Origin of the sequence: Aeromonas sp. CA23, assembly GCF_002587065.1 — a bacterium.
In the GTDB taxonomy this organism is placed as follows: Bacteria; Pseudomonadota; Gammaproteobacteria; order Enterobacterales; family Aeromonadaceae; genus Aeromonas; species Aeromonas bestiarum.
On record NZ_CP023818.1, the window covers coordinates 2,669,080 to 2,695,632 of the forward strand.

23 protein-coding genes are annotated in these 26,553 nt (G+C 54.9%); 18 read left to right on the forward strand and 5 right to left on the reverse strand.

Annotated features, from left to right (window positions below):
• Positions 1-3: 3 nt before the first annotated feature.
• The 9 genes from CK910_RS23740 to CK910_RS12570 all read left to right on the forward strand — a co-directional run bounded on the left by CK910_RS23740 (position 4) and on the right by CK910_RS12570 (position 13,614).
• On the forward strand, positions 4-1,428 hold the full coding sequence (locus tag CK910_RS23740; RefSeq protein WP_157774616.1) for a hypothetical protein: 1,425 nt from the start codon (positions 4-6) through the stop codon (positions 1,426-1,428).
• 44 nt (positions 1,429-1,472) lie between these two features.
• The gene (locus tag CK910_RS12535) at positions 1,473-2,786 is read left to right on the forward strand and encodes a hypothetical protein (protein WP_253852683.1); all 1,314 of its coding nucleotides are present in this window, start codon (positions 1,473-1,475) and stop codon (positions 2,784-2,786) included.
• The gene (locus CK910_RS12540) at positions 2,783-3,622 is read left to right on the forward strand and encodes a glycosyltransferase (RefSeq protein ID WP_098983439.1); all 840 of its coding nucleotides are present in this window, start codon (positions 2,783-2,785) and stop codon (positions 3,620-3,622) included. The genes CK910_RS12535 and CK910_RS12540 overlap by 4 nt, the downstream gene beginning before the upstream one ends.
• Positions 3,623-3,686: 64 nt before the next feature.
• Positions 3,687-4,496, forward strand: a complete 810-nt coding sequence (locus tag CK910_RS12545) for a glycosyltransferase (protein ID WP_098983442.1) — start codon at positions 3,687-3,689, stop codon at positions 4,494-4,496.
• A 27-nt stretch (positions 4,497-4,523) separates the two neighbouring features.
• Positions 4,524-5,804: a sugar transferase gene (locus tag CK910_RS12550; protein WP_253852684.1), complete on the forward strand. Its 1,281-nt coding sequence runs from the start codon at positions 4,524-4,526 to the stop codon at positions 5,802-5,804.
• Between the two features lie 86 nt (positions 5,805-5,890).
• A complete protein-coding gene (locus CK910_RS12555) occupies positions 5,891-6,955 on the forward strand; it encodes an LPS O-antigen chain length determinant protein WzzB (protein WP_098983444.1) in 1,065 nt (354 codons plus the stop codon).
• Between the two features lie 85 nt (positions 6,956-7,040).
• Positions 7,041-8,759 carry a PglL family O-oligosaccharyltransferase gene (locus CK910_RS12560; RefSeq protein WP_098983447.1) on the forward strand — a complete coding sequence of 573 codons (1,719 nt, stop codon included), beginning with the start codon at positions 7,041-7,043 and terminating at the stop codon, positions 8,757-8,759.
• 145 nt (positions 8,760-8,904) lie between these two features.
• The gene (locus CK910_RS12565) at positions 8,905-9,558 is read left to right on the forward strand and encodes a YceH family protein (RefSeq protein ID WP_098983449.1); all 654 of its coding nucleotides are present in this window, start codon (positions 8,905-8,907) and stop codon (positions 9,556-9,558) included.
• Between the two features lie 213 nt (positions 9,559-9,771).
• Positions 9,772-13,614 carry a DEAD/DEAH box helicase gene (locus CK910_RS12570; RefSeq protein WP_098983451.1) on the forward strand — a complete coding sequence of 1,281 codons (3,843 nt, stop codon included), beginning with the start codon at positions 9,772-9,774 and terminating at the stop codon, positions 13,612-13,614.
• Between the two features lie 171 nt (positions 13,615-13,785).
• Here the strand turns inward: CK910_RS12570 and CK910_RS12575 are convergent, their stop codons facing one another.
• Positions 13,786-14,679 carry a DNA replication terminus site-binding protein gene (locus CK910_RS12575; RefSeq protein WP_098983454.1) on the reverse strand — a complete coding sequence of 298 codons (894 nt, stop codon included), beginning with the start codon at positions 14,677-14,679 and terminating at the stop codon, positions 13,786-13,788.
• Between the two features lie 521 nt (positions 14,680-15,200).
• Here CK910_RS12575 and CK910_RS12580 point away from each other — a divergent pair.
• From CK910_RS12580 to CK910_RS12610, 7 genes are all read left to right on the forward strand, one after another.
• Complete coding sequence (locus tag CK910_RS12580) at positions 15,201-15,410, forward strand: DUF1127 domain-containing protein (protein WP_043137637.1); 210 nt, start codon at positions 15,201-15,203, stop codon at positions 15,408-15,410.
• A gap of 277 nt (positions 15,411-15,687) precedes the next feature.
• Complete coding sequence (gene astE, locus CK910_RS12585) at positions 15,688-16,713, forward strand: succinylglutamate desuccinylase (protein ID WP_098983456.1); 1,026 nt, start codon at positions 15,688-15,690, stop codon at positions 16,711-16,713.
• A 273-nt stretch (positions 16,714-16,986) separates the two neighbouring features.
• The gene (gene pdhA, locus CK910_RS12590) at positions 16,987-18,081 is read left to right on the forward strand and encodes a pyruvate dehydrogenase (acetyl-transferring) E1 component subunit alpha (RefSeq protein ID WP_098983459.1); all 1,095 of its coding nucleotides are present in this window, start codon (positions 16,987-16,989) and stop codon (positions 18,079-18,081) included.
• Positions 18,082-18,183: 102 nt separating this feature from the next.
• Complete coding sequence (locus tag CK910_RS12595) at positions 18,184-19,167, forward strand: alpha-ketoacid dehydrogenase subunit beta (protein WP_043137578.1); 984 nt, start codon at positions 18,184-18,186, stop codon at positions 19,165-19,167.
• Complete coding sequence (locus CK910_RS12600) at positions 19,164-20,264, forward strand: dihydrolipoamide acetyltransferase family protein (protein WP_098983462.1); 1,101 nt, start codon at positions 19,164-19,166, stop codon at positions 20,262-20,264. The genes CK910_RS12595 and CK910_RS12600 overlap by 4 nt, the downstream gene beginning before the upstream one ends.
• A gap of 205 nt (positions 20,265-20,469) precedes the next feature.
• On the forward strand, positions 20,470-20,679 hold the full coding sequence (locus CK910_RS12605) for a cold-shock protein (RefSeq protein WP_005331438.1): 210 nt from the start codon (positions 20,470-20,472) through the stop codon (positions 20,677-20,679).
• A 106-nt stretch (positions 20,680-20,785) separates the two neighbouring features.
• Positions 20,786-21,091: a hypothetical protein gene (locus CK910_RS12610; RefSeq protein ID WP_098983464.1), complete on the forward strand. Its 306-nt coding sequence runs from the start codon at positions 20,786-20,788 to the stop codon at positions 21,089-21,091.
• Here the strand turns inward: CK910_RS12610 and CK910_RS12615 are convergent.
• Positions 21,078-21,326 carry a TIGR02647 family protein gene (locus CK910_RS12615; RefSeq protein WP_005320240.1) on the reverse strand — a complete coding sequence of 83 codons (249 nt, stop codon included), beginning with the start codon at positions 21,324-21,326 and terminating at the stop codon, positions 21,078-21,080. The genes CK910_RS12610 and CK910_RS12615 overlap by 14 nt on opposite strands.
• 251 nt (positions 21,327-21,577) lie before the next feature.
• Here CK910_RS12615 and CK910_RS12620 point away from each other — a divergent pair, with 251 nt between their 5' ends.
• Together CK910_RS12620 and CK910_RS12625 are read left to right on the forward strand one after the other, a co-directional pair.
• Positions 21,578-22,135: a hypothetical protein gene (locus CK910_RS12620; RefSeq protein WP_098983466.1), complete on the forward strand. Its 558-nt coding sequence runs from the start codon at positions 21,578-21,580 to the stop codon at positions 22,133-22,135.
• A 94-nt stretch (positions 22,136-22,229) separates the two neighbouring features.
• Positions 22,230-22,622, forward strand: coding sequence for a DUF2750 domain-containing protein (locus CK910_RS12625; protein ID WP_042036410.1), 393 nt, complete (start codon positions 22,230-22,232; stop codon positions 22,620-22,622).
• A gap of 127 nt (positions 22,623-22,749) precedes the next feature.
• On the opposite strand, the gene CK910_RS12630 is transcribed toward CK910_RS12625, so the two are convergent.
• The 3 genes from CK910_RS12630 to CK910_RS12640 form a co-directional block, all read right to left on the reverse strand.
• A complete protein-coding gene (locus CK910_RS12630; protein ID WP_098985074.1) occupies positions 22,750-24,600 on the reverse strand; it encodes an extracellular solute-binding protein in 1,851 nt (616 codons plus the stop codon).
• Positions 24,601-24,732: 132 nt separating this feature from the next.
• Positions 24,733-25,626, reverse strand: a complete 894-nt coding sequence (locus CK910_RS12635; RefSeq protein ID WP_098983469.1) for an EamA family transporter — start codon at positions 25,624-25,626, stop codon at positions 24,733-24,735.
• A 141-nt stretch (positions 25,627-25,767) separates the two neighbouring features.
• On the reverse strand, positions 25,768-26,514 hold the full coding sequence (locus CK910_RS12640; protein WP_098983471.1) for a DeoR/GlpR family DNA-binding transcription regulator: 747 nt from the start codon (positions 26,512-26,514) through the stop codon (positions 25,768-25,770).
• Positions 26,515-26,553 lie beyond the last annotated feature (39 nt).

Here is a 26,553-nt window from a genome sequence, read left to right on the forward strand (position 1 = left end):
TGAATGAATTCTTCATGCAGTAAAATAATTTTAGAGTTTAAAAATAAGATTACTTCTACTGATGATCTTGAATATGCAATTTCCTTGGCAGAAGTGTTGGCCAAGTTGCTGTGGTCAAATAATGTTGGGGTTTATAGTTTTCCCGATATAGAAACATACCTTCGATTTAAGGTAATAGATTCCATCGGTTCATCAGGATGTGTTCACAATAAAAGTAATGATATATTGTTTGTTATTAGTGAACCATATCTTGCTGGCGGACATACCAGGTTGATGGAGCGCCTCTCCGAAATGTTGGATGAAGAAGTGGATTTATTGATCACTCGGCGTTCAGGTGATCGAGAAAAAAATAGAATGTCATCTTTCTTTTCCAGCGTAATTACAATACCCAGTTCATTATCAGCCTTGAACAAGATAGATCATATCTCAGATATATATGCAAAGTATAATAAGTTGATCTTAAATATTCATCCAGATGATATAATATCTGTATTGTCATGTGGATTAGCCAAGAAGAAAAATCCGGATCTTAAGTGTTTCTTTATAAATCATGCAGACCATGTTTTCAATGTAGGTGTAACTGTTGCTGATATATGGTTTGAAATCAGCAATTTTGGGCGGAAAATAGATAAGCTTAGAGGAATTACCTGCCCTACTTCATTCTTAGGCATCCCGTTAGATAAAAATACAAAATTTAATAGTGAGAATATAAGATATCCACAGTCAAAAAATGAGATAAAGAAAATAGTTTCTGCGGCTTCAGGTGCAAAGTTCAAACCAATAAAAGGTGTTTCTATATTCCCTACAATATCAGCGTTATTGGTGGATTATCCACATGCTATTATCTATATAATCGGTGTTAATTTCTACACTGATTATTGGTGGTGGCCAGTGAAAATTAAAAACCTAAAACGTTTGAAAATAATAAAATCCTTACCATATTCTGAATATTTATCTTTGACGAAGGATTGTGACTTATATATTGATAGTCACCCGATGCCTGGTGGGACTGCATTTGTTGAGCAGTGTTTAAATGGCGTTTATTGCACTGGCATTGAAAGCCCGCTCCAAGGTTATACTCCCTTGGAGGAAAATAAGCGTAAAGTCGGACACTCTGGGGTTAGCATTAATAATCTAAAGATGACAATGGAGAGAATAGAAGCTGTTCATTCCTTTTACAATGTAAGGGAGCGTTTTCTGAATGTGATCCGCCATATGGCATGTTCTAGCAATCTTCTCGAGTCATATGAAGGGTGGAGTGGGAATGAGCACTTCTTAGAGAAACAGGATTTAGATATATTCCCCAGTGAAATGTTATCTCTGGCTGTAAAGGATTCTAAGCTAATTACCATTATGATTAAAACACATCCGTTGGTTTTTATAAAGAGCGTGCTCGTTTTTCTTGTTAGAAAAATTATGAAAAAATAATATCTCACGTTAATTGTTAGCGTAGACTGAATAGAGCAATCATAATGGAATTCATGGTTTTTTTCATAGCATTAGTATTTGCATCTTTAAGCCATTATAAAACATGGCCTATTTTTGGATATTCAGCCCATCCGATCGGATTTGTCATAGCATTTCAAATTTTAATACTGACTCTCCCCGGCGTACTTATCATAAGCTATGGTTCGGATTGCCTTGGGTCTATAACGTGTAGCCTTGTATCCGAGAGTGTAAAAAGCAAGGTGCTTATAGACTATTTTATAGTTATTATTGCACTATTTATTTCAATATCTATTTCCTTTCTGATCGGTGGTTGTCGCTATGAGTTTACACCGGTTTCAAATGACCGTGGACTGTATTTAGTTTCTAGCATTATCTTGGTATTCCTAATTCTAATTGCAAAGATTGTTTTTACAAAAAATATACCGCTTTTCACTGCTATCAGTGGTAATGTCGTTGATGCAGAAATCCAGAAGGCTAGCATATTGCGTGGTGAAGATGGGATATCACTTCCAATCATAAACTTCTTTATTAAGTATTTTCCGTTGTATGCTTACTATAGCTGTTTGATTGCATTCTTGAACAAAACTTGTACTAAAAAATTAGTATTTATTTCTTTTTTCATTACCTCATTATGTATATTGTATGATCTGCAGAAAGGTCCTCTTGTTATGATGGTAATAGGCTCGTTCTGGTTATACTGGGCTCGCTATGGAAAAATAAAGAGTATTATTGTTGGCGGTCTGTTCACTCTTCTTATAATTAGTTTTCTATTTTATATTTCTTTTGATTTCGGTGGTGACTCATCATATTTTTTTGATGCGATATTGAATCGTCTTTTTGTCGCTCAAGCTGATGGTATGTTCTGGGTATATAATTTTTCAAAGCCAAGTGATACTTATTTATATTGGGGGTTACCGTTTGCAAGCCTACTAGATATCAAACAAGTAGATCCATTGAGTGACATCATAAGGCATGTATTTCCTGATGCAAATGCCTCATGGGTTAATGCAACATCGTTCTTGATTGGTGAAGCTAAAGCGATATTTGGTGATTATTCTATGGGAGTTGTTATTTTAACGGTGGCAGTTAATACAATATTGCTCTGTATTATTAGCACTTGGTTAATGAGGGTGAACAAAGCGATTTTTTATCCAGCGATTTTTGTAATGACTCAAACATTACCTCTGGCTAACAATATTACAGATTTGCTATACGGAAGATTCTTATTAGGATTCATTTTATTCATGCTATTTCCATTGTTTGCTCTTCAGTTTGAAAAATGCATAAAATTTATTTTGTGTCCTTATATGGGAAAGATCAAGCAGGATAACATATGACTCATTCAAGGAAGCAAATTCTGTCTATTGTCGTCACCTATGAGCCAGATTGGCATCTAGTGTTTGATAATGTCATTAAGATATCAGAAAACATGGATGTATTTATTTCTGATAATAGTGCAGAAAAACTCTCATTAGATGAGATAAAAATTGCCAATATTTTTTACTGGCATAATGGTGGTAATATAGGAATAGCTGCCGCCCAGAATATAGGTATCAAATTCGCTGAAAGTAATGAATATGAATATGTCATATTTATAGATGACGATAGTACTATTTCCTTTTTTAAAATAAAGGAATTGCTAGCCAGTTATAAATATTTAGATAGTTTTGGGCACAAGATATCTGCATTATGTGCAATGCCTGATCAAACTGGTGGATTAGATTCAAAGAAAAATATTCCTGGTCAAGAGAGATTTTTCTTTGCAGAAAATCTTATGAGCTCGTGCTCAGTTACAGCTGTAAAAACATTCACTGATGTGGGTGTCTTTGATGCTGATCTATTTATCGACTATGTTGATTATGAATGGGGCTGGCGTGCTCGTGGAATGGGTTATTCCATCGTCATTGACTCTTCAGTTGAATTTTCTCATCATCTGGGGGAGGGGGTATTAGATTTCAAGCTATTCAAGCTGGGAATACCATCGCCGATAAGACACTACTTTCAGACTAGAAACTTATTAAAAATGCTAACGTTGAGTTATGTACCACTTCGATGGAAAATATCCCAATGCTGTTTGTTCCCGCTTAGATTCTTGATCTTTTCATTTTTTTATCAAGAGAGCAAGAAGCGAAGACAATTCTTTATAAATGGTATTCGAGATTTTTTCAAGTAGGTGTATGATAAAATATCAGCAAAGATAATGCTAAACATTAATTATTTTACTATTCGGGTCTATCATGTCTTTTAGCGTTTTGATGTCTCTATACTTTAAAGAAAACCCATATTTTTTGGATCAATGTTTAGATAGCTTATTCAATCAAACAGTCCAGGCAAATGAAATTATACTTGTTTATGATGGCCCCATAACTAATGAGTTAAATCTTGTTGTTGCCAAATGGAGTAATAAATTACCAATTATTACTTTGCCATTAGAGAAAAATATTGGTCTTGGTCAAGCTCTAAATAAAGGCCTTGATATATGTAGTAATGATATCGTATTTAGAATGGACACAGATGATATCTGCACTCCTAATAGGTTTGAAATTCAAATTTCACATTTTAAAAAAAGCCCAGATATAAAATTATTGGGGGCCTATGTTGCCGAGTTTGATGAACGCATTGAACAATGCCATGCAATAAAGACTGTACCTTGTCTTTATGATGAGATCAGGAGTTATGCAAAGTACCGTAATCCAATGAATCATATGTCAGTTGCTTTTAGAAGATCGGCTGTTATGGCGGCAGGTGGCTACCAAGATGATTACTTATATGAAGATTATGCCCTATGGGTCAGAATGATAACTAAAGGTTTTATTGTGTTGAACATCCCCGAGGTTCTTGTTTATGCCAGGACAGGAAATGGGATGGAGGTACGTAGAGGTGGGGTGAAGTATGCACTTTCAGAAATATCTGTTCAGAAACGTTTTTATGACATAGGCTTCATATCATGTTTTGAGTTTATAAGAAATTTAGTGATTAGGCTTCCAATCAGATTACTACCTGGCGAGTTTAGAAAAAAAATATATCGTGTTTTTTTAAGAAAATAGTTAAATTTTAGAGATCTGGGGACTAATGTGACTATTATAAGCTATCAAAGACGCCATTCCCGTTGGTATGAAAGGTTTTTTTTCAGCTCTCCTGCCCTCTTTTTGATGGGAGCTTTCTTCTCTGTATTGATTCCCGGTCTTGAGCGTTGGGGATGGGGATTTTGGGAACATCTTGATTCTGTACGAATAAATACACTTGCTGGTGCATTTCTTGCCTTCATCTTGACAGGGATTATTTTGCACCGAATACTTCGTTATCCTGGTGCCAGCCCTGTCTCATATATGATTCCAACAGTTACGGGTGTATATGGCGTTCTCGTTGGCATGTTGTTTTTTATTCGCTTGGAATATAGTCGGCAAGTTTTATTTGAATCATATATATTAGCGCTATTGTGTTGCTGGGCTGTCTATTTTATTGGCCGTAGATATAGAATACCAAAGTATGCATTGCTACCATTTGGTGATTATCATTCATTGCTAAAAAACAATGCAGCCGAATGGCGGATCCTAGAGCATCCGGACTTGGGGGCGATCCGGTATGATGCGGTAGTGGCTGATCTCCATGATAATAGTTTGGCTGGTGATTGGGAGCGTTTTCTGGCGCGTTGTGCACTGGCGCACATTCCAGTTTACCATATCAAGCAAATTAGTGAGAGTTTGACTGGTAGAGTGAAGATAGATCATATGCATGAGAATCAGCTGGGTTCTCTGTTGCCTTCGCCCATGTATACCCCAATAAAACGTTGTTTTGATATTATTATTGCACTTATAGCAATCCCGGCTCTCTCTCCAGTAATGCTGATCACGGCAATTCTAATAAAATTGGAAAGTCCTGGATCGATCTTGTTTTTGCAGAATCGTGTTGGAATGGGTAATAAAGACTTTTGCATTTATAAATTTAGAAGCATGTGTCGTGATTCTGAGAAAAATGGTGCCCAGTTTGCACAGAGTGATGACATGCGCGTTACACGTGTAGGAAAAATAATTAGAAAATTAAGGATTGATGAACTACCACAGTTTTTCAATGTATTAAAAGGTGATATGAGTCTAATAGGTCCCAGACCAGAGCAGAGGACGTTCGTTGATCAATTCGATCGGGAGATCCCATTTTATATGTATCGGCACATAGTGCGGCCAGGCATCAGTGGATGGGCTCAGGTAGTACATGGGTATGCTGCTGATGCGGATGATACAAGAATTAAAATTGAACATGACTTTTATTATATCAAGCACTTTTCATTATGGTTGGATGTACTTATTGTGTTTAAAACCATACGAACTATTTTGACCGGTTTTGGTGCTCGATAATTATCAGCTGATGACACATTCATGTGTATAAATATAATTTCACATGAGATGGATTCTTTAAAGTATATTATATGAGAGAATGACTTATGACTTCAGTCTCACATCCAGAGCGAGAGACTTTGAATGCTTCTGTCTCGCTGGACTTGAATGCGATAATCTTGGTTTTATGGAAAAACAAAATAACTATATTTCTAATCACATTGGTGTCATGTATATTAGGGGTTATATATGCATATACAGCTGTACAAGTATGGACTAGTCAAGCCTTGATTGATCAGCCAGCCTCAAAAGAGATTAATCACCTACGACTTGTAGTCAATAAGCTTGTAAATAATAATATTGAACCTAAAAGCCTTTCCTCTTTTGAAAAAGAAGTCATCTTTAAAGATTTTATCAAGAGTTTTAATAGCGCTGATAACAAAGTAAACTTCTTAATTAGTGAAGGTATTGTTGATACGTCTCAAAACCTACAACAAAATGATTCAGCTCAAAATCAGAAAGTACAGTTGAAAAAACTGACGAAAAATATTGATGCCAGAGCTTTGGATAAGCTAAGTGATGAAGTCACACTCTCGTTCTCAGGTGCAACCTCAGGCGAAGCCAAGCTCTGGCTTGAAAAATATATTGCATTCATTCAAGCCAAGCAAGTGGAGGCCAAGAATAATGAGCTGTATAGCATCTGGCAAAATAGAATAAAGACACTGGATGCTCAATATAAGAGTGTGGTTGCTGATACTTTACAGAGACAAAAAGATGAAATTATCAGAACCGGATATAGCCTGAAGATCAGTAAGGCCGCTGGATTAGATAAGCCGGTTGAGAACTTGAATAACCGTGACGTATTTTATATTGAGCTAGGCTCCAAGGCGTTAGCGGAAAAACTGGAAGTGCTACGTTCAATGAAGGATCCAGAAGTCATGAATCCAGAGTTAAGCTCATTACGGTTGCAGATTAATAGCTTGAAATCCCTTGATATTAAAAATGTATTGTTTCAATCATTTTCATATCTTTCATCTCCAGATGAACCTATTTCAAGAGATAAACCACGCAGGCCTCTCATCATCATCCTATCTACTCTGTTAGGTGGTATTTTTGGGGCCGGGTTGGTATTGATCAGACATTCATTCAAGTATCGCCGGCAAGGGATTTGAAATAAAGGAGGCATAGCCCTCCTTTATTTTTATCTTGGGTTTTGGATGGTACTTACTGCAACCTTACATATCAGGAGCATACGACATGACAAAAGTCTCATTCAGCTTCTGGGGCGTTTGCTTTTTCTATCTGTTATTGGCCATGCATTTCTTCATGCACAACCCCGGCGGGGCCGGGCTCTATCTGCCGTTCAATGCCTGGGGCTGGATCTTTGCCAGCCTCGTCATAGGCCTGGGGTTGTGGCAGGTGACGCTGCAACAGCGACTGGTGTTCTCGCCATTGCAGGCCTGGCTATGGCTCGGTGGATGCTTGCTGTTGCTGCCCATGGCCTATCCCGGTTTCGAATTCAAAGACTATGCCATTCCCCGGCTGTTGGGGCTGTTTGCCGGTCTGCTGTTTCTATTTTGTCTGTACCAATGGCAGCTGGCTCGTCAGGCCCGTGACAAGCTGCTCTATTTGCTGTTGGGGGCTGTAGCCATAGAGGCGCTGCTTGGCTTGGTGCAGTACTACCTGCTGACCCCCGGCAACTGGCTCGGTTATGACACCCGGGTCAATCGCCCCTACGGCATCTTTCAGCAACCCAATGTGATGGCGACCTTCATGGCGACCGGGCTTGCGCTGGCCACCTGGCTGGAGCTGCGCGGCAATGCCAATGCCTGGCTACGAGGGCTGCGTTATGGGGTGATCCTGGCGGCCAGCCTGTTGTTGGTGGGGTTGCAATCCCGGGTGGGGCAGTTGGGAGGGCTGCTGGCGCTGCTCCTGCTCGTGCCCGCATTGCATCGTCAGCAACGGCTGGCGCAGGTACTGGGTCTGGTTGCTCTCGGTGTCGGGCTGGGGATCGCCTCCCAATACGGGATCAGCGGCGTCAAACGCGGGCTCGAGGCCTATCAGTCCGGCGGCATGCGTTCCATCTACTGGCCCTACGCCGCCAAGCTGATTGCCCAGTCTCCCTGGGCTGGCTGGGGCTATGGCAGCTTTGAAACCACCTTTCTGCACCACTATATGGCCGACAAGGCGCTGAACCCGGCCATGGTACAGATTGAATACAACCTCGATCACCCCCACAACGAGTTTCTCTACTGGGCGGTGGAAGGGGGGTTGGCCCCCATGATCGGCATGGCGCTGATGGGCGGTGCTTTGTTGTGGCGCTTGACCAAGGCCGGTTGGGTCAAGGGGGCGGCGCTGCTGGCGCTGGTGACCCCCATACTGCTGCACACCCAGACCGAGTATCCGCTCTATCATGCCATCGCCCTCTGGTGGGCCCTGCTGCTGCTGATCCATGTACTGGATGCGGAGGTGGAGGAGGAGCTGCAGGCCTCGGGCCGTGCCAGCTGGCGCGAATATGTCTATCGCCCCTGGCTGTTGCTGCGCTTCGTGGCCATCACGATTCCTCTGCTGGTCGTGCCCTTCATGCTTACCGCCATTCATACCGCCTGGGTGGTGACCAAGTATGAGCGTGGCGGCTACAAGGAGCCGACCCTGTTGCTCGACATCGTCAATCCCATGGCCTGGTTGACCCGGGTGGAGTTTGACGTGAACTCGGTGCGACTCATGGTGGGCTTGCAGGCCGACAACAAGGCGGAGCTTGAAGCTTATCTCGACTGGGGTCAGGCCTTTGTGCGCCACACCCCCAGATCCAATATCTACGCGAACATGGTGCTCGCGCTCGGCGCGCTGGGGCGGCAGGAGGAGGCAAGGGCGCTGCGAGCGCAGGCCCTGATGCTCTATCCGGGTGATCCCTTGCTGACCGGCTCGGCCGCCAGCTCAGTGGCCACGGCGCTTGAGCGCAAGCCCTCCTCCTGATATTGGCTGTCGTGGAGCGGCCAGGTTGTGCGATGTTTCATCAACCGCCTCACGGCTTCGCAAAAATGGTTGCCTCTGCTGGACGGCAGAGGCGCCATGGCTAAGATAGTGGCCTCAACGTCTTGTTTTAGAAAGGGAGTATGAAATGGAGTTAGTGCTAGGCCCATTGGAGGCCCGAGTGATCGGCGCTCTGATCGAGAAAGAGATCTGCACGCCGGATCAATACCCCCTCTCCCTCAATGCCCTGGTCAATGCCTGCAACCAGAAGAGCAACCGCGAGCCGGTACTGGAGCTCTGTGAGCTGGATATCCGCGCCGTGGTCGATGAGCTGATCCGCAAGCGTCTGGTGGTCAACACCGCCGGTTTCAACGCCCGGGTGCCCCGTTACCAGCACCGTTTCTGCAATACCGAGTTCGGCACTCTCAAGTTCAGCGAGCAGGAGCTCGGCATCGTCTGCGAGTTGCTGTTGCGCGGCCCGCAGACACCGGGCGAACTGCGCTCTCGTACCAACCGCCTGTGCAGCTTCGATGATGTCACTCAGGTGGATGCGGCGCTGGCCGCCCTGATTGAGCAGGGGCCCTATGTGGTCAAGTTGCCCCGTGAACCGGGCAAGCGTGAATCCCGCTATGCCCATCTGTTCAGCGGCGAGGTGGATCTGCAGGCGCTGGCCGAGGCATCCCCAGCCAGCAGCTATGCGTCCCCGGCGGCGGACAGGTTGAGCGCGCTGGAGGAAGAGGTCGAAACCCTCAAGTCACAGTTGCAGGCTCTGGAAGCCCGTCTGGCGCAGCTGGAAGGCTGACACGTCGGCACGTTTACCCCCAAAGAGGCGCTGCGGCGCCTTTTTTATTGCCATTTCGCCGAGGTTGCCGCCTCTTGCCATCCCTCGGCGCTCACCCCTGCTCGCCGCGTTCTATGAGCCAGTCGGCTTTTTTTGAGTTATTTCACGGTTAAGGGTCGAGCCGCCGCCGCTTTCCCGTTAAAATTCCGCTTTTGCACCTGCCCGTGAGTCTTGATGTCTGCGTTCACCCTCTCTTCCGATTGTTATGCCCTGCTCAGTGAGCTGCAGTTGCAGCGCACCGCCAGTACCCGCTATTTGCAAGAACAACTGCAAGCACAGCAGCCGCTCGGGCGGGCCTTGATCGACAAGCTGAGCCAGTTGCAGTTGCAGGGGCTGGTGCGGCTGCGCGGGGAGCAGCAGTGGAGTCTGACGGCAGAGGGAACCCTGGCGCTGATCCTGGCGGTGCGCTCGGGAGCCTGCCCCATGCCGAACTGGGCACGGGTGCCCTCGGTGACCGGCCAGGAGATGGCCCAGGCCCTGGTGCGCGAGCTCTGCCTTGGGGAGGAGGGTCAGGTGCCGACTTACTACCTCGCGGCCGATCTGCTGAGCCTGCTCGACGTGCCCGAGGCCCATCGCCTGCTGCCGGGATCCAGCCCGCAATGGCAGCAACTGATGCTGATGCACTTCGCCCTGCAAACCCTGCTCGATGCCGAACCGGGTGAGCAGTGGCCGCTGGCATCGGTCGCCAGCGCCTGTGCCCCCGAGCTGACCCGCCTGAGCGAGGGGTTCGCATCCGAGTGGCAATGGCTCTGTGGCGACCTGGCAGGCGAGGTAACCACTCACTGGCCCGCCTTGCAGCAGTTGGCGGAGCAGGGGGCGGAACAACCTCTTGCCGAGCGGTTGCTCGGTGCCCTCGGGCAGTGGCAGGCGCAAGGTGGTCAGGGTCAGTGGCCGCTGATGTTCGGCGGCCTGCTCTGGCTCGGCTGGCTGCAACAAGCCGACCCCGTGATCGCCAGCGAGCAGCGCAAGAAGTGGCAGCGCAGCCTGGGCAACCAGTTTCCGCTGCTGGCGGATCTGCTGGGGCAGTGGGCCGGCGATCGCCACGGCCAGGCGGTCGGTCTGTTCGATACCCTGCAACTGCCGCTGGAGGAGTTGCACTGGGGTTATCTCTGGCTCGATCTCTGCGCCCTTGCCCGGCATGGTGAGCAGAGCCCCCAGGTTGCCATACTGCACAAGTGGGATCTCTCCCACGTGCTGGAGGCCGACCCCCATCACAGGCTGATGGCCTTCTGTCAGGATCTGCTGCGGCTCCTGCTGGGGCAGGGGGCGCAGCGTGCACCGCTGCAACAGCTGCGCGCCGCCAACGGGGAGGAAGAGACTGACGAACAGGACGGGGAGGACAAGACGCCCGCCTCGGCCAGCTGGCTCAACTGGCTGCAGGGGCTGGGGCGCTCCAGCGGCGTGCGCAAGGCACAGGAGCGGCTGGTGTGGCTGCTGCATGCCGAAGGGCCCGAGCTGGAGTGCAAGATCCAGAAGCAGAGCACCAAGGGGGAGTGGACCGCCGGTCGCCGGGTCGATCCCGCGCTGCTCTCCACCCAGTATGCCGCCCTGCTCGACGAAGAGGACTGGGCGCTGGTGCGTACCCTGCCCCGGGTCATGGGCCACTTGCCGCGAGAGGCCTGGGCACCGCTGGCCAACCATCCGCGCCTGTTCAATGCCAAGGGACAAAAGCTGCAACTGGCGATCAGTGCGCCCCTGTTGCAGATCGTCACCCTGGAGCAGGGCATGGGCGCGGTACTGAGCCCGGCCGCCGCCGCGCGCGGGGCCCACATACTGCCGCTGGCGCAGGACTTGTGGCAGCTCATCCTCACCCCCCAGGCGCTGCTCGATCGCCTGCCCGCGCTGGAATCCATTCCCCCCTTGTCGGCCGAGGGCTTAAGCGAATTGCAGCGTACCCTGGATGCCATCCCGGGCCTGCCCTGGCACAGCCAGGTAGCCGGCCTGACAGGCAATGCCGAACTGGCACCCTGGCCTGGCGTTCCCTCGGTCCAGCTGGATTGGCAGGATGGCCAGCTGGCGGTCAGGCTGGTGACCCGTCAGGGCGAGTTGCCGCCACTGCCCCTTGGCAAGGGGGAGGCCATAGTGCGGCAGGGGATCAAGGATTATCACTACTGGCAGCGGGACCTGGCCGCCGAGAAGGTACAGGCCCAGCAGCTGCGCAATTCGCTGCCCATCGGCCTGCCCGGCAGTGAGTGGCTACTTCAGGGGGAGCAGGCGCTGGCACTGGTCAACGCCCTGCCCGAGCTGGTGGATGCCGGCGTAGTCATTCACTGGCACCAGGACAGCGCCCGCCTCAAGAGTCTGGATGAAGCGGCCCTGAGCCTGCGCATCGAGCGGCGCCAAGACTGGTTCCAGGTGGAGGGGGCACTGGCCCTCGATGAGCACCAGATCCTCGACCTGCGCCTGATCCTGCGCCAGATGACGCCGGGTCAGCGCACCGTCCAGCTCGATGAAAAAACCAGCCTGATGCTGAGCGACAAGCTGGTGGAGCGGCTCACCATGCTGGGCGCCATGCTGGATGAAGAGCAACGCATCAACAACAAGCTGGCCTATCCGCTCACCCGCCTGCTTTCCGTCATCACCACTGAGGGGGATGACGCCTGGCACTCCCTGCAACAGGAGTGGCAGCAGGAGGTGGAGTGTCCGGCCGAGCTGTTGACCCCGCTGCGGGATTATCAGAAGGACGGGGTACGCTGGCTGGCGACCCTGGCCCATCATGGCTTCGGCGCCTGTCTGGCCGATGACATGGGTCTGGGCAAGACCCTGCAGGCGCTCATAGTGCTGCGCATGCGCCAGCACCTGGGCCCGGCGCTGGTGGTGGTGCCAAAGTCAGTGGTCACCAACTGGCAGGAAGAGGTGGCGCGCTTCGCCCCCGAACTCGAGGTGGTGGTGTTCGAGAGCCCCTCCGAGCGGGAAGGGGTGATCCGCGATGCCAGGGCCGGCCAGGTGATCCTGATCAACTACGGCATGCTCGGCAGCCTGGCGGAGGCGCTCAAGTCTCGCCGCTGGTCGAGCATGGTGCTGGACGAGGCGCAGCAGATCAAGAATGCCGGCACCCAGCGTGCCAAGCTGCTGTTCCAGCTTGAGGGGGATTTTCGCCTTGCGCTCTCCGGCACCCCCATCGAGAACCACCTGGGGGAGCTGTGGAGCCTGTTTACCTTTATCAACCCGGGTCTGCTCGGCAGCCTGGGCGAGTTCAAGCGCCGCTTCGGCAAGGCGGTGAAGGATCCCCAGCACATGGCGCTGCTGCGGGCTGTGATCAGCCCCTTCATACTGCGCCGCCTCAAGCAGCAGGTGCTGACCGAGCTGCCGGACAAGACAGAGATCATTCATCACATCAGCCTCTCCCCCGAGGAGCGCCAGCTCTATGAGGCAACCCGGCGCGAGGTGGTGCAGCAGGTGCAAAGTGCCGATGGCCGCGCCCTGATGCACGTGCTGAGCGGCCTGACCCGGCTGCGTCGGCTCTGCTGCTCCCCCGAGCTGGTGATGCCCGAGTGGTCCCAGACCAGCAGCAAGCTGGACGAGGCGATGGCCCTGCTGGACGAGGCGATCGGCAACGGTCATCGGGTACTGGTGTTCAGCCAGTTCGTCGATCTGCTGAGCCTGCTGCGTGCGCGCATTGAACAGAAGAAGTGGGATTACTGCTATCTGGATGGCGGCTGCTCCGCGAAGTCCCGCCAGGACTCCATACTGCGCTTCCGGCACGAGCCGGTGCCGCTGTTCCTCATCAGCCTCAAGGCGGGGGGCACGGGCCTCAACCTGACCCAGGCCGATACAGTGCTGCACCTGGATCCCTGGTGGAACCCGGCGGTGGAGGATCAGGCGAGCGATCGGGCCCACCGCATGGGGCAGACCCAGCCGGTGACGGTTTATCGGCTGGTGTGCGAGCAGACGGTGGAGGAGAAGATAGTCGCCCTGCATGACGAGAAGCGCGCGCTGGCCGATGGCCTGCTGAGCGGCCAGTCCGAAGTGCGCGGGCTGGATGTGGAGAGCCTGCGCGCCCTGCTGATGGGCTGATCAGGCGGAGGTTGTGCACAAGGGGGGATCGCCGGCAGGCGATCCCCCCTTTGTTTATGTTTGTGGCTGTGCAGGAGCTCCTGTCGAAGAGGCGGACCGCTCAGCCAGGCCCGCTGGCATCTTGCCGCGCCATCTGCAGAGGCTGGGCAAGGGGAGTCTGCCGGCTTGCAGCTACCCCTGATAGAGGTAGAGGTGCAGCCGCTCTATGATGGGCTCACCGCCAATCTTGCGATCCCGCCGCGCCTGCCGCAGCTTGGGCGGGTAGTGGCCAAGGTGGGTGACGGCGGGCTGGGTGTCCGAGCAGAGCAGCAGGGGCAGGCTCGCCTTGAGCTGCTGCTTGCGGGGTTCCCTGTCCTGCCAGAGCAGGTTGATCATGGGATGGGTCTTGACCGGTCGCCGGATCCTGAGCTCGGCATCGGCAGGCAGGCGGCGAAGGTCATAGACCTCCTGATCCACCATCTTGCTCCACTCCTCGTTGTTGGAGAGCGCCGGAATGTAGCGGCGGCTGCGCTCCAGCATCTCCAGCACCTGCTCCCGGCTGAGGCGGTTGATGCTCTGCTTGTCGGCCCAGGTAAAGCCGAGGGAATGCAGCTCTCCTTCCAGCAGGGTCAGCTTGCGGTAGACCTGCAGGGTGATCACCCCGGGCAGGGCCCTGTGCACCAGCTCGAACTTCTCATCCCGCCCACCGGCCTGTTGCACCAGTTCCTTGAAGGCGAGCTTGCGGGTGTTGATCTCTTCGATCAGCGGGCGCAGCTGGCTGGCACTGGCGGCAGAAAAGCGCAGCCAGCCCGGCAGGCGGTGGGTGGCCTTGGTGGAGCAGCCGGGGCGAGCACTGTGATCCCGGTAGGCCGCCAGGGTGGCCGCCAGCGCCTCCTCACCGCCCAGATAACCCACCTCTATCTGTTCGATGGGCTCGTGCTCCTGCCCCTGGGGCACGGCGGGGAGGGGATAAACGTGGGCCTCCAGCAAGGGGAGCTGCGCCAGTTGTCGGGCCAGGCGGGCCAACGCCTCTTCGAGCGCGTCCATCTGTTGACGCAGGGCGGCAGTCGGGGTAAATGTGTCCATCGGCGTGTCCTGTGGTCGCCCCTGTCACCCCCTCCACAGGGGCTGGCAGAGACGTGGCTAAACTACTGTATAAATAACCATACCAGTATGCCGAAAGCGCGCCAAGCATCTCCTTCGCAGTGCGCCTGGCGAGGGTCAAAAGCGATAGCCATTTGAGTGTGTTTATTTTGTATCTATCTGTTAAATAAGGATCAATAAAAGATCTCTTGATTAACAACTGGATGTAAACCCCAGGTTGCCAGCCTCGCCTTGAGATCCCGTGACTGCATAGCCAAGACAAGAAACTGCATAGTTAGAGGTGCGCCATGCAGGAGAATATGCTGCCGGTCTTTCAGACGGAATAAAATGATTATTTAATAGTTTAAAATCAATCTGTTAGGTTTTACAGATTGACGATATTCACCATTAGTTTTACTAATGTCTTGTATCAAAATTCGTCAATTGAGTCGGTCGTCCCTCCTGACTAAGCTTTGCGCAACAAATTCGCACCCCGCGCAGACATCATCAAGAGGAGCCACATCATGGCCAACATGACTTATACCGAGACCGGTTACCAGCATTCCAGCCAATCGAATCTGGTTGCTCGCGTCAAAATGACAGTGCTGACCTGGCTGGAACGCAGCCGCAGCCGTCGCCAGCTCTCCGAGCTGCCCGAGTACCTGCTCAAGGACATCGGCCTGAACGAATCTGATCGCTATCAAGAGACCACCAAGCCGTTCTGGCGTGGTTGATCAGCCGGGCATGGATGCCTCGTTTTTCTGCTGATCCCGATCTTGCTGTGTCAACCGGCCTGACGTCGGCGCTTGAATGATTGCCCGATACTTTCTCGTCCCTGTCGCTTCATTTCCCCTTCTCGCCGCTCCCTCGTTCACCCCATGCCCGCCGACTTGTCATTAACTGTCGCCACATTTGTATCCTTACTGTTTGAATTTGTTTAAAAACTGATTTTAAGCCCTCTCGCGTTGCGTATAATCCGCCCATAGCGTTCCTGACAAAAGGGTGAGATGGATGATTCCCCAGCATGACTTTTTGGCCCTGACTCGTCGCCATGAGTGGCAGCTTGAGCCCTTCACATTTGACCTGCCCGGTGGCTCACGGGTGAGCGTGTGGGATACAGGCGTGCTCTGCCTGGAACCCGCGAAAGGGGCCGATGATAGGCCGGGGGGGCGCAAGGACATAGTGCTCTCCTGCGGCATTCACGGTAATGAAACCGCCCCCATCGAGATCTGCAACCAGCTGCTGACCCGGCTGCTCAGCGGTGAGCTCAGCGCCCGTCATCGGGTGCTGTTTCTGTTTGGCAACCCGGCCGCCATGAACCTGGGGTTGCGGGAGGTGGAGGAGAACATGAACCGGCTCTTCTCCGGTGCCCACAGCAAGGGGGAGGGGCTGTGCAATCAGGAGCGCATTCGCGCCATGCGCCTGGAGCAGTATGTGAGCCGCTTCTTTGCCGATCCGGCCCGACCCCGTTATCACTACGACTTGCACACCGCCATTCGCGGTTCGCGCCACGAGAAGTTTGCTGTCTACCCCTTCCCCCATGAGCTGCCGCACTGCAAGGAGCAGGTGCAGTTCCTCGGTGCCTGCGGGGTACGCACCATTTTGCTCTCCAGCGGCCCCACTACCACCTTCAGCTATTACAGCTCGCACAGCCACGGTGCCCATGCCTTCACGGTGGAGCTGGGCAAGGTGCGTCCGTTTGGTGAAAACGACATGACCCGCTTCATCGAGACCCGTCAGGCGTTGCAGGAGCTGGTGACCCAGGATGAGGTGGTGCTAGAGCCCTGGCAGGCGGATGACTTCACCATTTTTGCCATCGACCGGGTGATCAACAAGCGTTCGGAGCAGTTTCGCTTCCTGTTTGCCAGCGATGTGGACAACTTCACCGAGTTTCCCCAGGGATTCGTGCTGGCCGAGGATGGGGAGCTGCGCTACACGGTAGAAAAGACGCGGGAGGCTGTGGTCTTCCCCAACGCCAATGTGGCCATAGGTCAGCGCACCGTGCTGCTGGTGGTGCCGACCCGCTTGTGGGAGTGAGCTGAGCCCTTTTTGGGCCCTCCACCAGCGCGCCGTGCGGCTGGTGGCGCCCCTTCATCCTCGTGGGATTGATCCCGCAACCGCCCGAACAGGGAGCCCGAAGCGGCTCCCTTTTTCGTCTCTGCTCAGCCGAAAAGTTCAATGTCTTTCTGAAATTAAAGAAGTTTCTACTGGTCTTACCTGGTTAAATCACATTGCTCTTTAGTTAACATCTTATTTACATTCTAAGGGTCACCTCATGGTGGTGACGTTGACAACGGCAAGGAGCCAGTTATGACCCATGTCGACATCCCTTTCCTTCGTTACCTCGATGAGGAAGGGCGCCCGGTCGCGACACTGCCGACCTGGCTGGACAAGGCGATACTGCACACTTTCTACCGCAACATGGTGATGGTGCGCAGCTATGACAAGAAAGCAATCGCGCTGCAGCGAACCGGCAAACTCGGCACCTTTCCCTCCCATCTGGGAGCAGAGGCGGTCGGGATAGGCGTCGGTCTCGCCATGCAGGCGCAGGATGTCTATGTGCCCTACTACCGGGACATGCCCACCCTCTACGTGCGGGGCGTGCCCATGGAGAAAAACCTGCAATATTGGGGCGGGGATGAACGGGGCTGTGTCTTTTACAAGGCCGATGGCGAGCTGTCGGAGGACCTGCCCATCTGCGTGCCCATCGCCACCCAGATCACCCATGCCGCCGGCATAGCGGCGGCCTTCAAGTTGCGCAACCAGCCTCGCGTCGCCGTGGTCACCATAGGCGACGGCGGCACCTCCAAGGGCGACTTTCTGGAGGGGCTCAACTGTGCCGGAGTCTGGCATCTGCCCATGGTGATGATCATCAACAACAACCAGTGGGCCATCTCGGTGCCGCGCAAGTTGCAGTCGAGTGCGCCCACCCTGGCCCAGAAAGGGATAGGGGCCGGGGTACGCAGCATTCAGGTCGACGGCAACGATGTGGTGGCCGTCTATGATGCCACCCGCATCGCCGTGGAGCGGGCGCGCACCGGCAAGGGCCCGACCCTCATAGAGGCGATCAGCTATCGACTGGGGGATCACACCACGGCCGACGATGCGACCCGCTATCGCGATGCCGCCGAAGTGGAAGCCGCCTGGGCCAGGGAGCCGGTCAAGCGGCTGCGCCAGTTCATGGCCGGACAGGGCTGGTGGGACGAACATCAGGAGCAGGCGCTGCTGGCCGAGGCGAGCCGGGAGGTCGATCGCGCCGTGGCTGCCTATGAAGGCACGGCCCCGCAGGCACCGGAAACCCTGCTCGACTATCAGTTTGCCGAGTTGCCCAAGGATTATCGCGGCCAGCGCCAGCGCATCATCGCCAAGGGCATGCAGCGTCACGCCGGGGAGGAACGCTCATGATCGATGTGATGATACTGCAGGATGCCGTCAAGCCAGCGTGGCGGGATGACATGACATGCAATGGGAATGGGGTGATTGATGACGCCGCGTCGGGGAGGCTGCATGAGTGAAATGACACTGCTCGAGGCGATCAATCTGGCGCTGCATCATGAGATGGAGCACGACCCCGATGTGGTGGTGCTCGGTGAGGACGTGGGGGTCAACGGCGGGGTGTTTCGCGCCACCGTCGGTCTGCGCGACAAGTTTGGTTTCAAGCGGGTGATCGACACGCCGCTGGCCGAGGGACTGATCGCCGGGGTAGCGGTCGGCATGGCGACCCAGGGGCTCAAGCCGGTGGCCGAGTTCCAGTTTCAGGGCTTCATCTTCCCCGGCATGGAGCAGATCATCTGCCAGGCGGCGCGGATGCGTAACCGCACCCGTGGCCGTCTCTCCTGTCCCATCGTTTACCGCTCCCCCTATGGCGCCGGTATCCACTCGCCGGAGCACCACAGCGAAAGCGTCGAGGCCCTGTTTGCCCATATTCCGGGCCTGCGGGTGGTGATCCCCTCCAGTCCGAGACGGGCCTATGGCTTGCTGCTCTCGGCCATTCGCGACCCGGATCCCGTGATGTTCTTCGAGCCTGATCGCATCTATCGCTCCATGAAGTCGGACGTGGTGGATGACGGTGTCGGCCTGCCGCTGGACGTCTGCTTCACCCTGCGGCCAGGACGGGACATCACAGTGGTCGCCTGGGGGGCCTGCATCCAGGAGGTGATGCGAGCGGCTAGCCTGCTGGCTGAGCAGGATATCCAGTGTGAAGTGCTGGATCTTGCCACCATCAAGCCGCTGGACATGGAGAGCATTCTGGCCTCGGTGCGCAAGACGGGCCGTCTGCTGGTGGTGCATGAGGCGTGCGGCAGCTTCGGGGTGGGCGCCGAGATAGTGGCGCGGGTGACCGAGGAGGCGTTGACCTCCCTCAAAGCGCCGCCAAAGCGCCTCACCGGGGTGGATGCCGCCGTGCCCTACTACCGCAACGAAGAGTATTACCTCATCACCGAGCAGGATATCGCGGACGCGGCTCATCAGCTGATGGAGAAGTGGCTATGAAATTTTTCAAATTACCGGATCTGGGCGAAGGCTTGGCCGAGGCCGAGATAGTCGAATGGAAGGTGAGCGCCGGCGATACGGTGAGTGTCGATCAGGTGTTGCTGTCGGTAGAAACCGCCAAGGCTCTGGTGGATGTGCCCTCGCCGGTGGCGGGGGTGATCGCCAGGTTGTGCGGGCAGGAGGGCGACATACTCCACATAGGCGCGCCGCTGGTGGAGTTTGAAGGGGGTGAGGATGACGGCACAGTAGTGGGCAAGGTCAGTGCCCATCAGCAGCATATCGAGGATCACTTCGTGGTGGGTGCCATAGCCCCAGGTGGCAGCCTGGTACAGGCCATGCCTGCCGTGCGTCTGCTGGCGCAAAAATTGGGGCTGGACATAGACCGGATCAAGGGCAGTGGCAGCGCTGGCATGGTGACAGAGCAGGATGTGCAGGCGGCATTCGAGGCCCAGCAAAGCAGCGGCAACGAATTCCTCAAGGGCTCGCGCCGGGCCATGGCCAAGGCGATGGAGCTTTCCCATCAGACTGTGGTGCCGGTCAGCATCACCGACGAGGTGGATCTGCGTCACTGGCGGCCGGATGAGGATGTGACGGTACGCCTCATCAAGGCCATCGGCGTCGCCTGTCGTGCCGAGCCCTCCATGAACGCCTGGTTTGACGGCGATACGCTCTCAAGGCGGCTGTTCAGCGAGGTCAACGTCGCCATTGCGGTGGACTCCCGGCATGGGCTCTATGTGCCCGTGATGGAGAACGTGGCAGAGCGGGAGGGGGCCGACATCCGGCAGGGGCTGGATCGCATGATCGCCGATGTGAAGGCGCGCGCCGTGCCGCGGGAGATGCTGCAGGGGGCGACCATCACCCTCACCAACTTCGGTGCCATCGCCGGTCGCTATGCCAGTCCGATAGTGACGCCACCTCAGGTGGCCATCATAGGCGCCGGCAAGTTGTTCGAGAAGGTGGTGTTCATCCACGGAGAGGCTCGTCCGGTCAGGGCACTGCCATTGTCGATGACGTTTGACCACAGAGCCTGCACCGGCGGCGAGGCTGCACGCTTCCTCAAGGTACTGGTTCAGGCACTGGAAGCACCCGCGCTATAAACCCTTGTGCCCTGCCGTCGGCAGGGCACAAATTTGTTTGCGTAATCCCCAAAGCCACGTATAATCTAAACCAGCTTGAAAGGGCGAAAGTTATGTCAATGAATATGATGTTTTACATCTTTTCCTGTTGTTCATAAGTTAATCCCGTTTTTGAGCTTTATCCGCTGAAAAGCATAAGTAATTATTTTGAATACAGGTTATAGATATGTCTAACATGATCACCGGTACCGTTAAGTTTTTCAACGAAACCAAAGGTTTTGGCTTCATCCAGCAAGAAAACGGCCCGGACGTTTTCGTTCACTTCAGCGCTATCAGCGGTAACGGTTTCCGTACCCTGGCTGAAGGTCAGCGCGTACAGTTCTCCGTGACCCAAGGTCAGAAAGGCCCGCAGGCTGAGAACGTAACTGCTCTGTAATTCTTACAGAATTTAAGAAAGCCGTGGTACCTCTGGTTCCACGGCTTTTTGTTTATGGGTGCTTTTTAGACTTGTCTCGACTTCACTTTCGCCGCCGTATCTCACCATGACCCCATCACTCCTGCTGGCCGCCAGCCTGCTCATCTCCACCAATACTCAGGCACAGAATGCTTTTGCTACGGAAGCGAAAGCCGTGTGTCAGCAGTTTGTACAAGTTCGCCTGGGAAGTACAATTGTGCCCGATGAGATCAAGGCGCAGCCTTTGCCGAAACGGGAAGGCGAATGGATGGTCGATGGCAAAGTAAAAGGACCCGAAGGTCCTTTGCTGTTTGCCTGTTTGCTGCGGCAGGGCTCGCGCTGGGAGTTGCTCAACTTTTCACTCTGGGCCCCGCAGGCGATCAAAGCGGTTTGAGTGCGACTATCAGATGCTGCAGATGCTCAACCATGGTCATGCCAAAAGGAGTCAGGTAGCCGCCATCTTCTGCGCTGATGAGACCTTGCTGATGCAGGCGTACTGCCGCCTGGCACAGCTCGTCGGACATGTCACTGCGCAACTTGATCCCCAGGCTCATGTTGGCCGGATCAAAGCATGCCAGTATTTTCAAGTCGTTTACAAAGTCGTTAGAAATCTGGTCGATCCCAATCATGAATGCACTCCTTACGCTAAAGATGTATGCAAACTAGCATTCCCGGATCCACTTTAGTGGGCGCTGGTTCAAACTATTGGGCTTTCTCTGGCGCCACCCTGCCTGAACGCTGTTTTTTTGGGCATTGCCCTCCGATTTGAGCCGTGAAAATGTGAGTCCGCTCGCTAGCCTTCAAACATGATAGGATAGGGCCCTCCTTTGTCTTTCTGGCCGAGCACAGTATATCGGCCTTCCAGTTCAAGGCGCCCCTCATGGTAAAGATCACGCTAGTATCACTGCTCCACTCTCTTGGCCCCCGTTTCCCTGTTTATCCCACCTCCCTGTTGCTGCCGCTGCTCGACCAGCATCAGGGCGATGTCTGGCTGCCTGCGATCAAGGGCGCTGATGTGGCTGCCTTGCGTCAGCATGACAAGGGGGCGGCTGCGCAAACCCTGGCGCCGTTGACGGCGGGCTGGTGTGACTTTGCCGCCAGCGATGTCGGGGCGACCCCCGAGCTGGATGCCCTTGCCAACTATGACACCGAGATGATGGACAACCTGCTGATGTACTGGCATAGCCCGGCCAAGATAAACAGCCCGATCACCGATAACCTGTTCGAGCTGCGCCGCGAGGTGGTGGACGAGGCCCATGGCAGCAAACTGGCCAGCGCCTGGGAGCAGCAACAGCAGTTGCGGTTCGAGCAGCTCATGCAGGGCGTGCAGGCGGGACGGGATCAACTCTGCTTCGTCGAGGTGGAATCTGCCTACTGGTTGCGCCAGCGTTGCTGCGAGACAGTGGAGATCACCCTGGTGACGCCTGAACTGGGTTGATATCGGCGAAAAATAGGTGACCGATCTCTCATACTGGACAAGCCGCCAGCAAGATGTGAACATGGCGCCCTTTATTGAAAGAGAGACTTGGCCAATGAGCTATGAATTGAGCGAAACCGAGCGCAATGCTGCGCTGCAACTGAACGCCGACTACCGCTACGAGCACTTCATCAGCAAGCTGGTCGAGCACGAAGAGCTGTTCGTCCTGACCGACGAGCACGGCGTCATGATGCTGACCACAGACGATGAAGATTGCATCCCGGTATGGCCACACCCCGAGTACGCCCAGGCGTGGGCCGAGGGTGAGTGGGCCGAGTGCAAGCCGCAGTCCATCACCCTCAAGGTGTGGCTGGAGCGCTGGGTCGACGGCATGGAGCAGGACGAGCTGTGTGTTGCCGTGTTCCCGACCCCGGATCAGGAAGGCATAGTGCTGGAACCGGCCGACGTGGCCGACGCCATTGCCGAGAAGCAGGCCAAGCGCGCCTGATCGCTCCTGAGCTTCCTTTGCAACCCTGGTTGCAATAAAAAGACCCCGCCAACGTGCGGGGTCTTTTGTTTTCGGCCCCGATGGGCTGTGCCCTTTTGGGGACTAGGCCATGACAGGGCGAGCCGCCTCAGCGCTGCTGGTAGCTTGTGTCTGTCAGGGTGACGGCGGGGAAGGTCTTGCCGCTCTCGATGGCCGTCCTGGTTTCTGCCTTCGCCTGCTCGTCAATCCAGAACAGGCCGCCATAGCTGTAGCCGCTATTTCCGCCATCGAGCGGCCAGTAGAGCAGCTCGCTCTTGGGGGTCGCCGGCACCTTGGGCAGTTTTATCCAGCGCCAGGCCCCTTCCCGGGTATAGGGCACCTGATAGGTGGGCACGAAGCTGGCCAGCTCATAGAGCCGCTGCTGGATCTGCCGTGAGAGGGCCGCCTTTTTGGCAAAATCGAACTCCTTGTCGTACTGCTCCACCAGTGCCGTGATGGCCTCGTCATCTATGTTCATGATGTTGTTGGTCTGGGGCTTGTTGGCATTGACCTTGTGAAAATGCTCCCAATAGGCGGGGTAGCGGCCGGAGCTCCAGCCCATCCAGGCACTCTGGTGCTTCTTCTCCAGCATGGACTTGAAGCCGGCGGAGGCATCCATCAGGTTGAGTTCGAGATTGAGCCCCGCCTTCTTGGCCTCTTCTCGCAGCAGGGTGAGGCGTTGGGCATGCTCCGCAATGGTGTAGGTGATGCTCAGGGTCAACGGCTGCCCCCGCTCGTTTTGCAGGGTGCCATCCGGTCCAGCGTTGGTGAAACCGGCCTTGGCGAAGTAGTTGCGCGCAAGTTGGGGATCGAACGGGCGAGCCTTGAGCTCAGTGTTGGTGAAGGCGCCCTGGCCAGATCCATAGCTGTTGAGGCGCTGGTAATCCCCCCGCAGCAGGGTGGCGAGCATCTTGTCGAGGTTGAGGGCATGCTGGATGCCGAGCCGCACATTGATATCCTTCAGCAGCGGGTCGGCTGTGTTGAGATAGAGTCCCATGGGGGATTGGGGAGTCTGGTTGTAGAACCAGCGCCGCTCGATATAACCCTTCTCGAATTCGGCGGTTTTGGTCTTGTCGTGCCACCAGTTGGGCATGACCAGCGGGAAGGTATCCAGCTCGCCGCGCAAGAAATGCTGCCAGGCGATGTTCTGATCCCGCAGTACCTTGATTTCTATCTTGTCCGGATTGAAGCGGTGCTGGAGGTAGCGTTCATCGTTGCCCCACCAATCCTGGATCCGCACCAAGCTGACCGACTTGCCCTTCTTCACCTCGCCGAGCTGATAGGGGCCCGTGACCGGCAATATCTTCCAGTTGTACTCCTTGACCCAGTTGGCGGTGAGCTTGATGGCGTGGCTCGGCTCAGGGCTGAACGGCAAGGACTCCAGCAGATCCTGGCGGCTCTTCTCGCTGCCGCTGGTGATGGCCAGGGTGCGGTCATCGAAGCGGGTCACCCCGGTTATCTGGGTGCTGTAGTAGTTGTTGTACCAGGGGTCGCTTATCTCCTTGCTGCGCATCATCTTGAGGGTAAACACCCAGTCATCGGCGGTGACGGGCTGGCCATCCGACCAGCGCGCCTTGGGGTTGATGCGAAAGTAGAGCGTCTTGTTGTCGGCACCGAAGGCCCACTCGTCTGCCAGCATGGGCATGGGGTTGCCGGTGACTGGATGGGTGCTCAGCAGCGGCAGGTTGGTCTCCCTGACATAACCGGCAAATCCGCCGTTGGAGTCGGGGCCGAATTTGCGCAGGGTCAGGGGAAAGCTGGTCATAAAGGTGTGGAAGGTGCCGCCCCGTTTGGCGGCCGGGTCGGCGTAGACAGGATCCGCGTTGTTGCTCTCCCACTTGAGATCCGCAGGCAGGCTGGCGCTCCAGCCAAGCGGGCTCCAGCACAGGATCAGGGTGATGGCGGCAGTACGAATAAGGGATGGGACCGGGCTCACCCCGGCTGAGGCTGTCGATGGCATATCCATGCTCTCTCCTGATGGTCTGCTTCCTGCAGGTCACGCTCTGGTGACGCCAGTCCCGATGGGGACTGGCTCATGATGGAAATTTTCCCCAGCCGGGTCAATGGCGGGTGGAAAATAACCGGGTGCCCATCAAGGCGCCGTCTCTTGCTTGAACCAGCGTAGCCGGCCACCCAGCAGATGGACCACGAAGCCGAGCAGCACCAGGCCGGAACCCAGCCACTGCAAGGGGGTCGGGTGTTCGTCGAGCAGCAGGGCGGCCGCCACCATGCCGACACAGGGCACCAGCAGGGAGAGCGGCGCCACCTGCGCCACCGGATAGCGCATCAGCAGACGCCCCCACAGGCCATAGCCGAGCCAGGTGGCGACAAAGGAGAGATAGAGCACGCACAAGAGCCCCTGCCAGCTGAAGTTGAGCAGGCTGCTGGCAATCAGCGCCGGCCCTTCGAACAACCAGGAGAGCGCGAAGAAGGGCGCTATGGGCACCAGACCACCCCAGGCGATAAGGCTTGGTAATGGTGTTTGATAACGCAGCCCAATCTGGCGGTTGATGACGTTGCCAAGGCCCCAGCAGGCGGCCGCGCACAGCGTCAGCACGAAGCCGAGCAGGGTCAGGTTACCTTCACCGTGAGTGGCGATGAGATAGAGGCCTGCCCCCGCCAGCGGCAGCGCCACCCAGTGGTGGGGCTGCCAGCGCTCCCCCAGCCAGAGCATGGCGAACAGCAGGGTGAACACCACCTGGGATTGCAGTACCAGCGAGGCCATGCCCGCCGGCATGCCGAACTTCATGGCGCAAAACAGGAAGGCAAACTGGCCCAGGCTGATGGCGCCGCCATAGGCCAGCAGCCAGCGCCAGGGCATGGCGGGCCTTGGCACCAGCAAGATGGCGGGAAAGACCACGCCTACGAAGCGCAGTGCCCCCAGCAGCAGCGGGGGTATCCCCTCCAGCCCCCACTTGATCGCCACGAAGTTGAGTCCCCAGCAGAGGATGACCAGGGCGGCCAGACACTTGTCCTTGGTTTGCATTCAGCTTCCTTGTCATCAGAGAAATGGCGATCCGCATTGCACGGGCGGATCGGCAAGGGGACGAGCATACCCTTGAGAGGGTGGCTGGCGTCAAGCCGCCAGGCGGGGCATGGCTTTAGGCTGCAAGCCGCAATGACAGGTTCAGGCGGTAACGCAATGCAGGGTTATGCCGCGAGCCGCGATGGCGGCCCGCATGGGGGCGGACAGGGCATCGTCGGTGACCAGCACGCCGATCTGACCCGGCGCGCCAAGCTGGCTGGGGTGGATGGCGCCAAACTTGCTGCTGTCGGTGATGACCACATTGGTCATCCCCTTGGCCAGCACGCTGTTGACCACGTCGGCCCGCATCATGTCGCGGCTGGTAAAGCCCACCTCGGGGTGAAAACCATCGACCCCGATGAAGGCCTTGGAGAAGTGCACCTGCTCGATACACAGGCGCGTCAGCGGCCCCACCACGCTCTCGCTCTGATGCTGGAACAGACCGCCGAGCAGCACCACCTGGGCCGGCGTGTCCTTGAGCAGATGGGCGATATAGCTGCTGATGGTGATGATGGTGACCCGTTTGTGCAGGGCCAGGTGGCGGGCCAGCATGGCGTTGGCACTGCCCCCTTCGATAAAGACAGTCTCGCCGTCTTCCACCAGCTGGGCGGCCCGCTCGGCGAGGCGCTCCTTGAGCAGGTAGTTGATGTTCATCCGGGCATCCGGATCATCGGTCTCCAGCGCCATGGCCGAGCCGTGCACCCGTCTGAGCAGCCCCTGTTTCTCCAGTGCCGTGAGATCGTTGCGCACCGTCACCTCTGACACCCCCGTGTGGCGGGACAGCTCGGCCACGCTCATCTTGCGAGCCTGATGGACCAGAGTGAGGATCAGTTGGTGGCGTGGATTCATGGTGCGCTCGCATGCAAGGTGGTGGATAGCGGCAAGCCA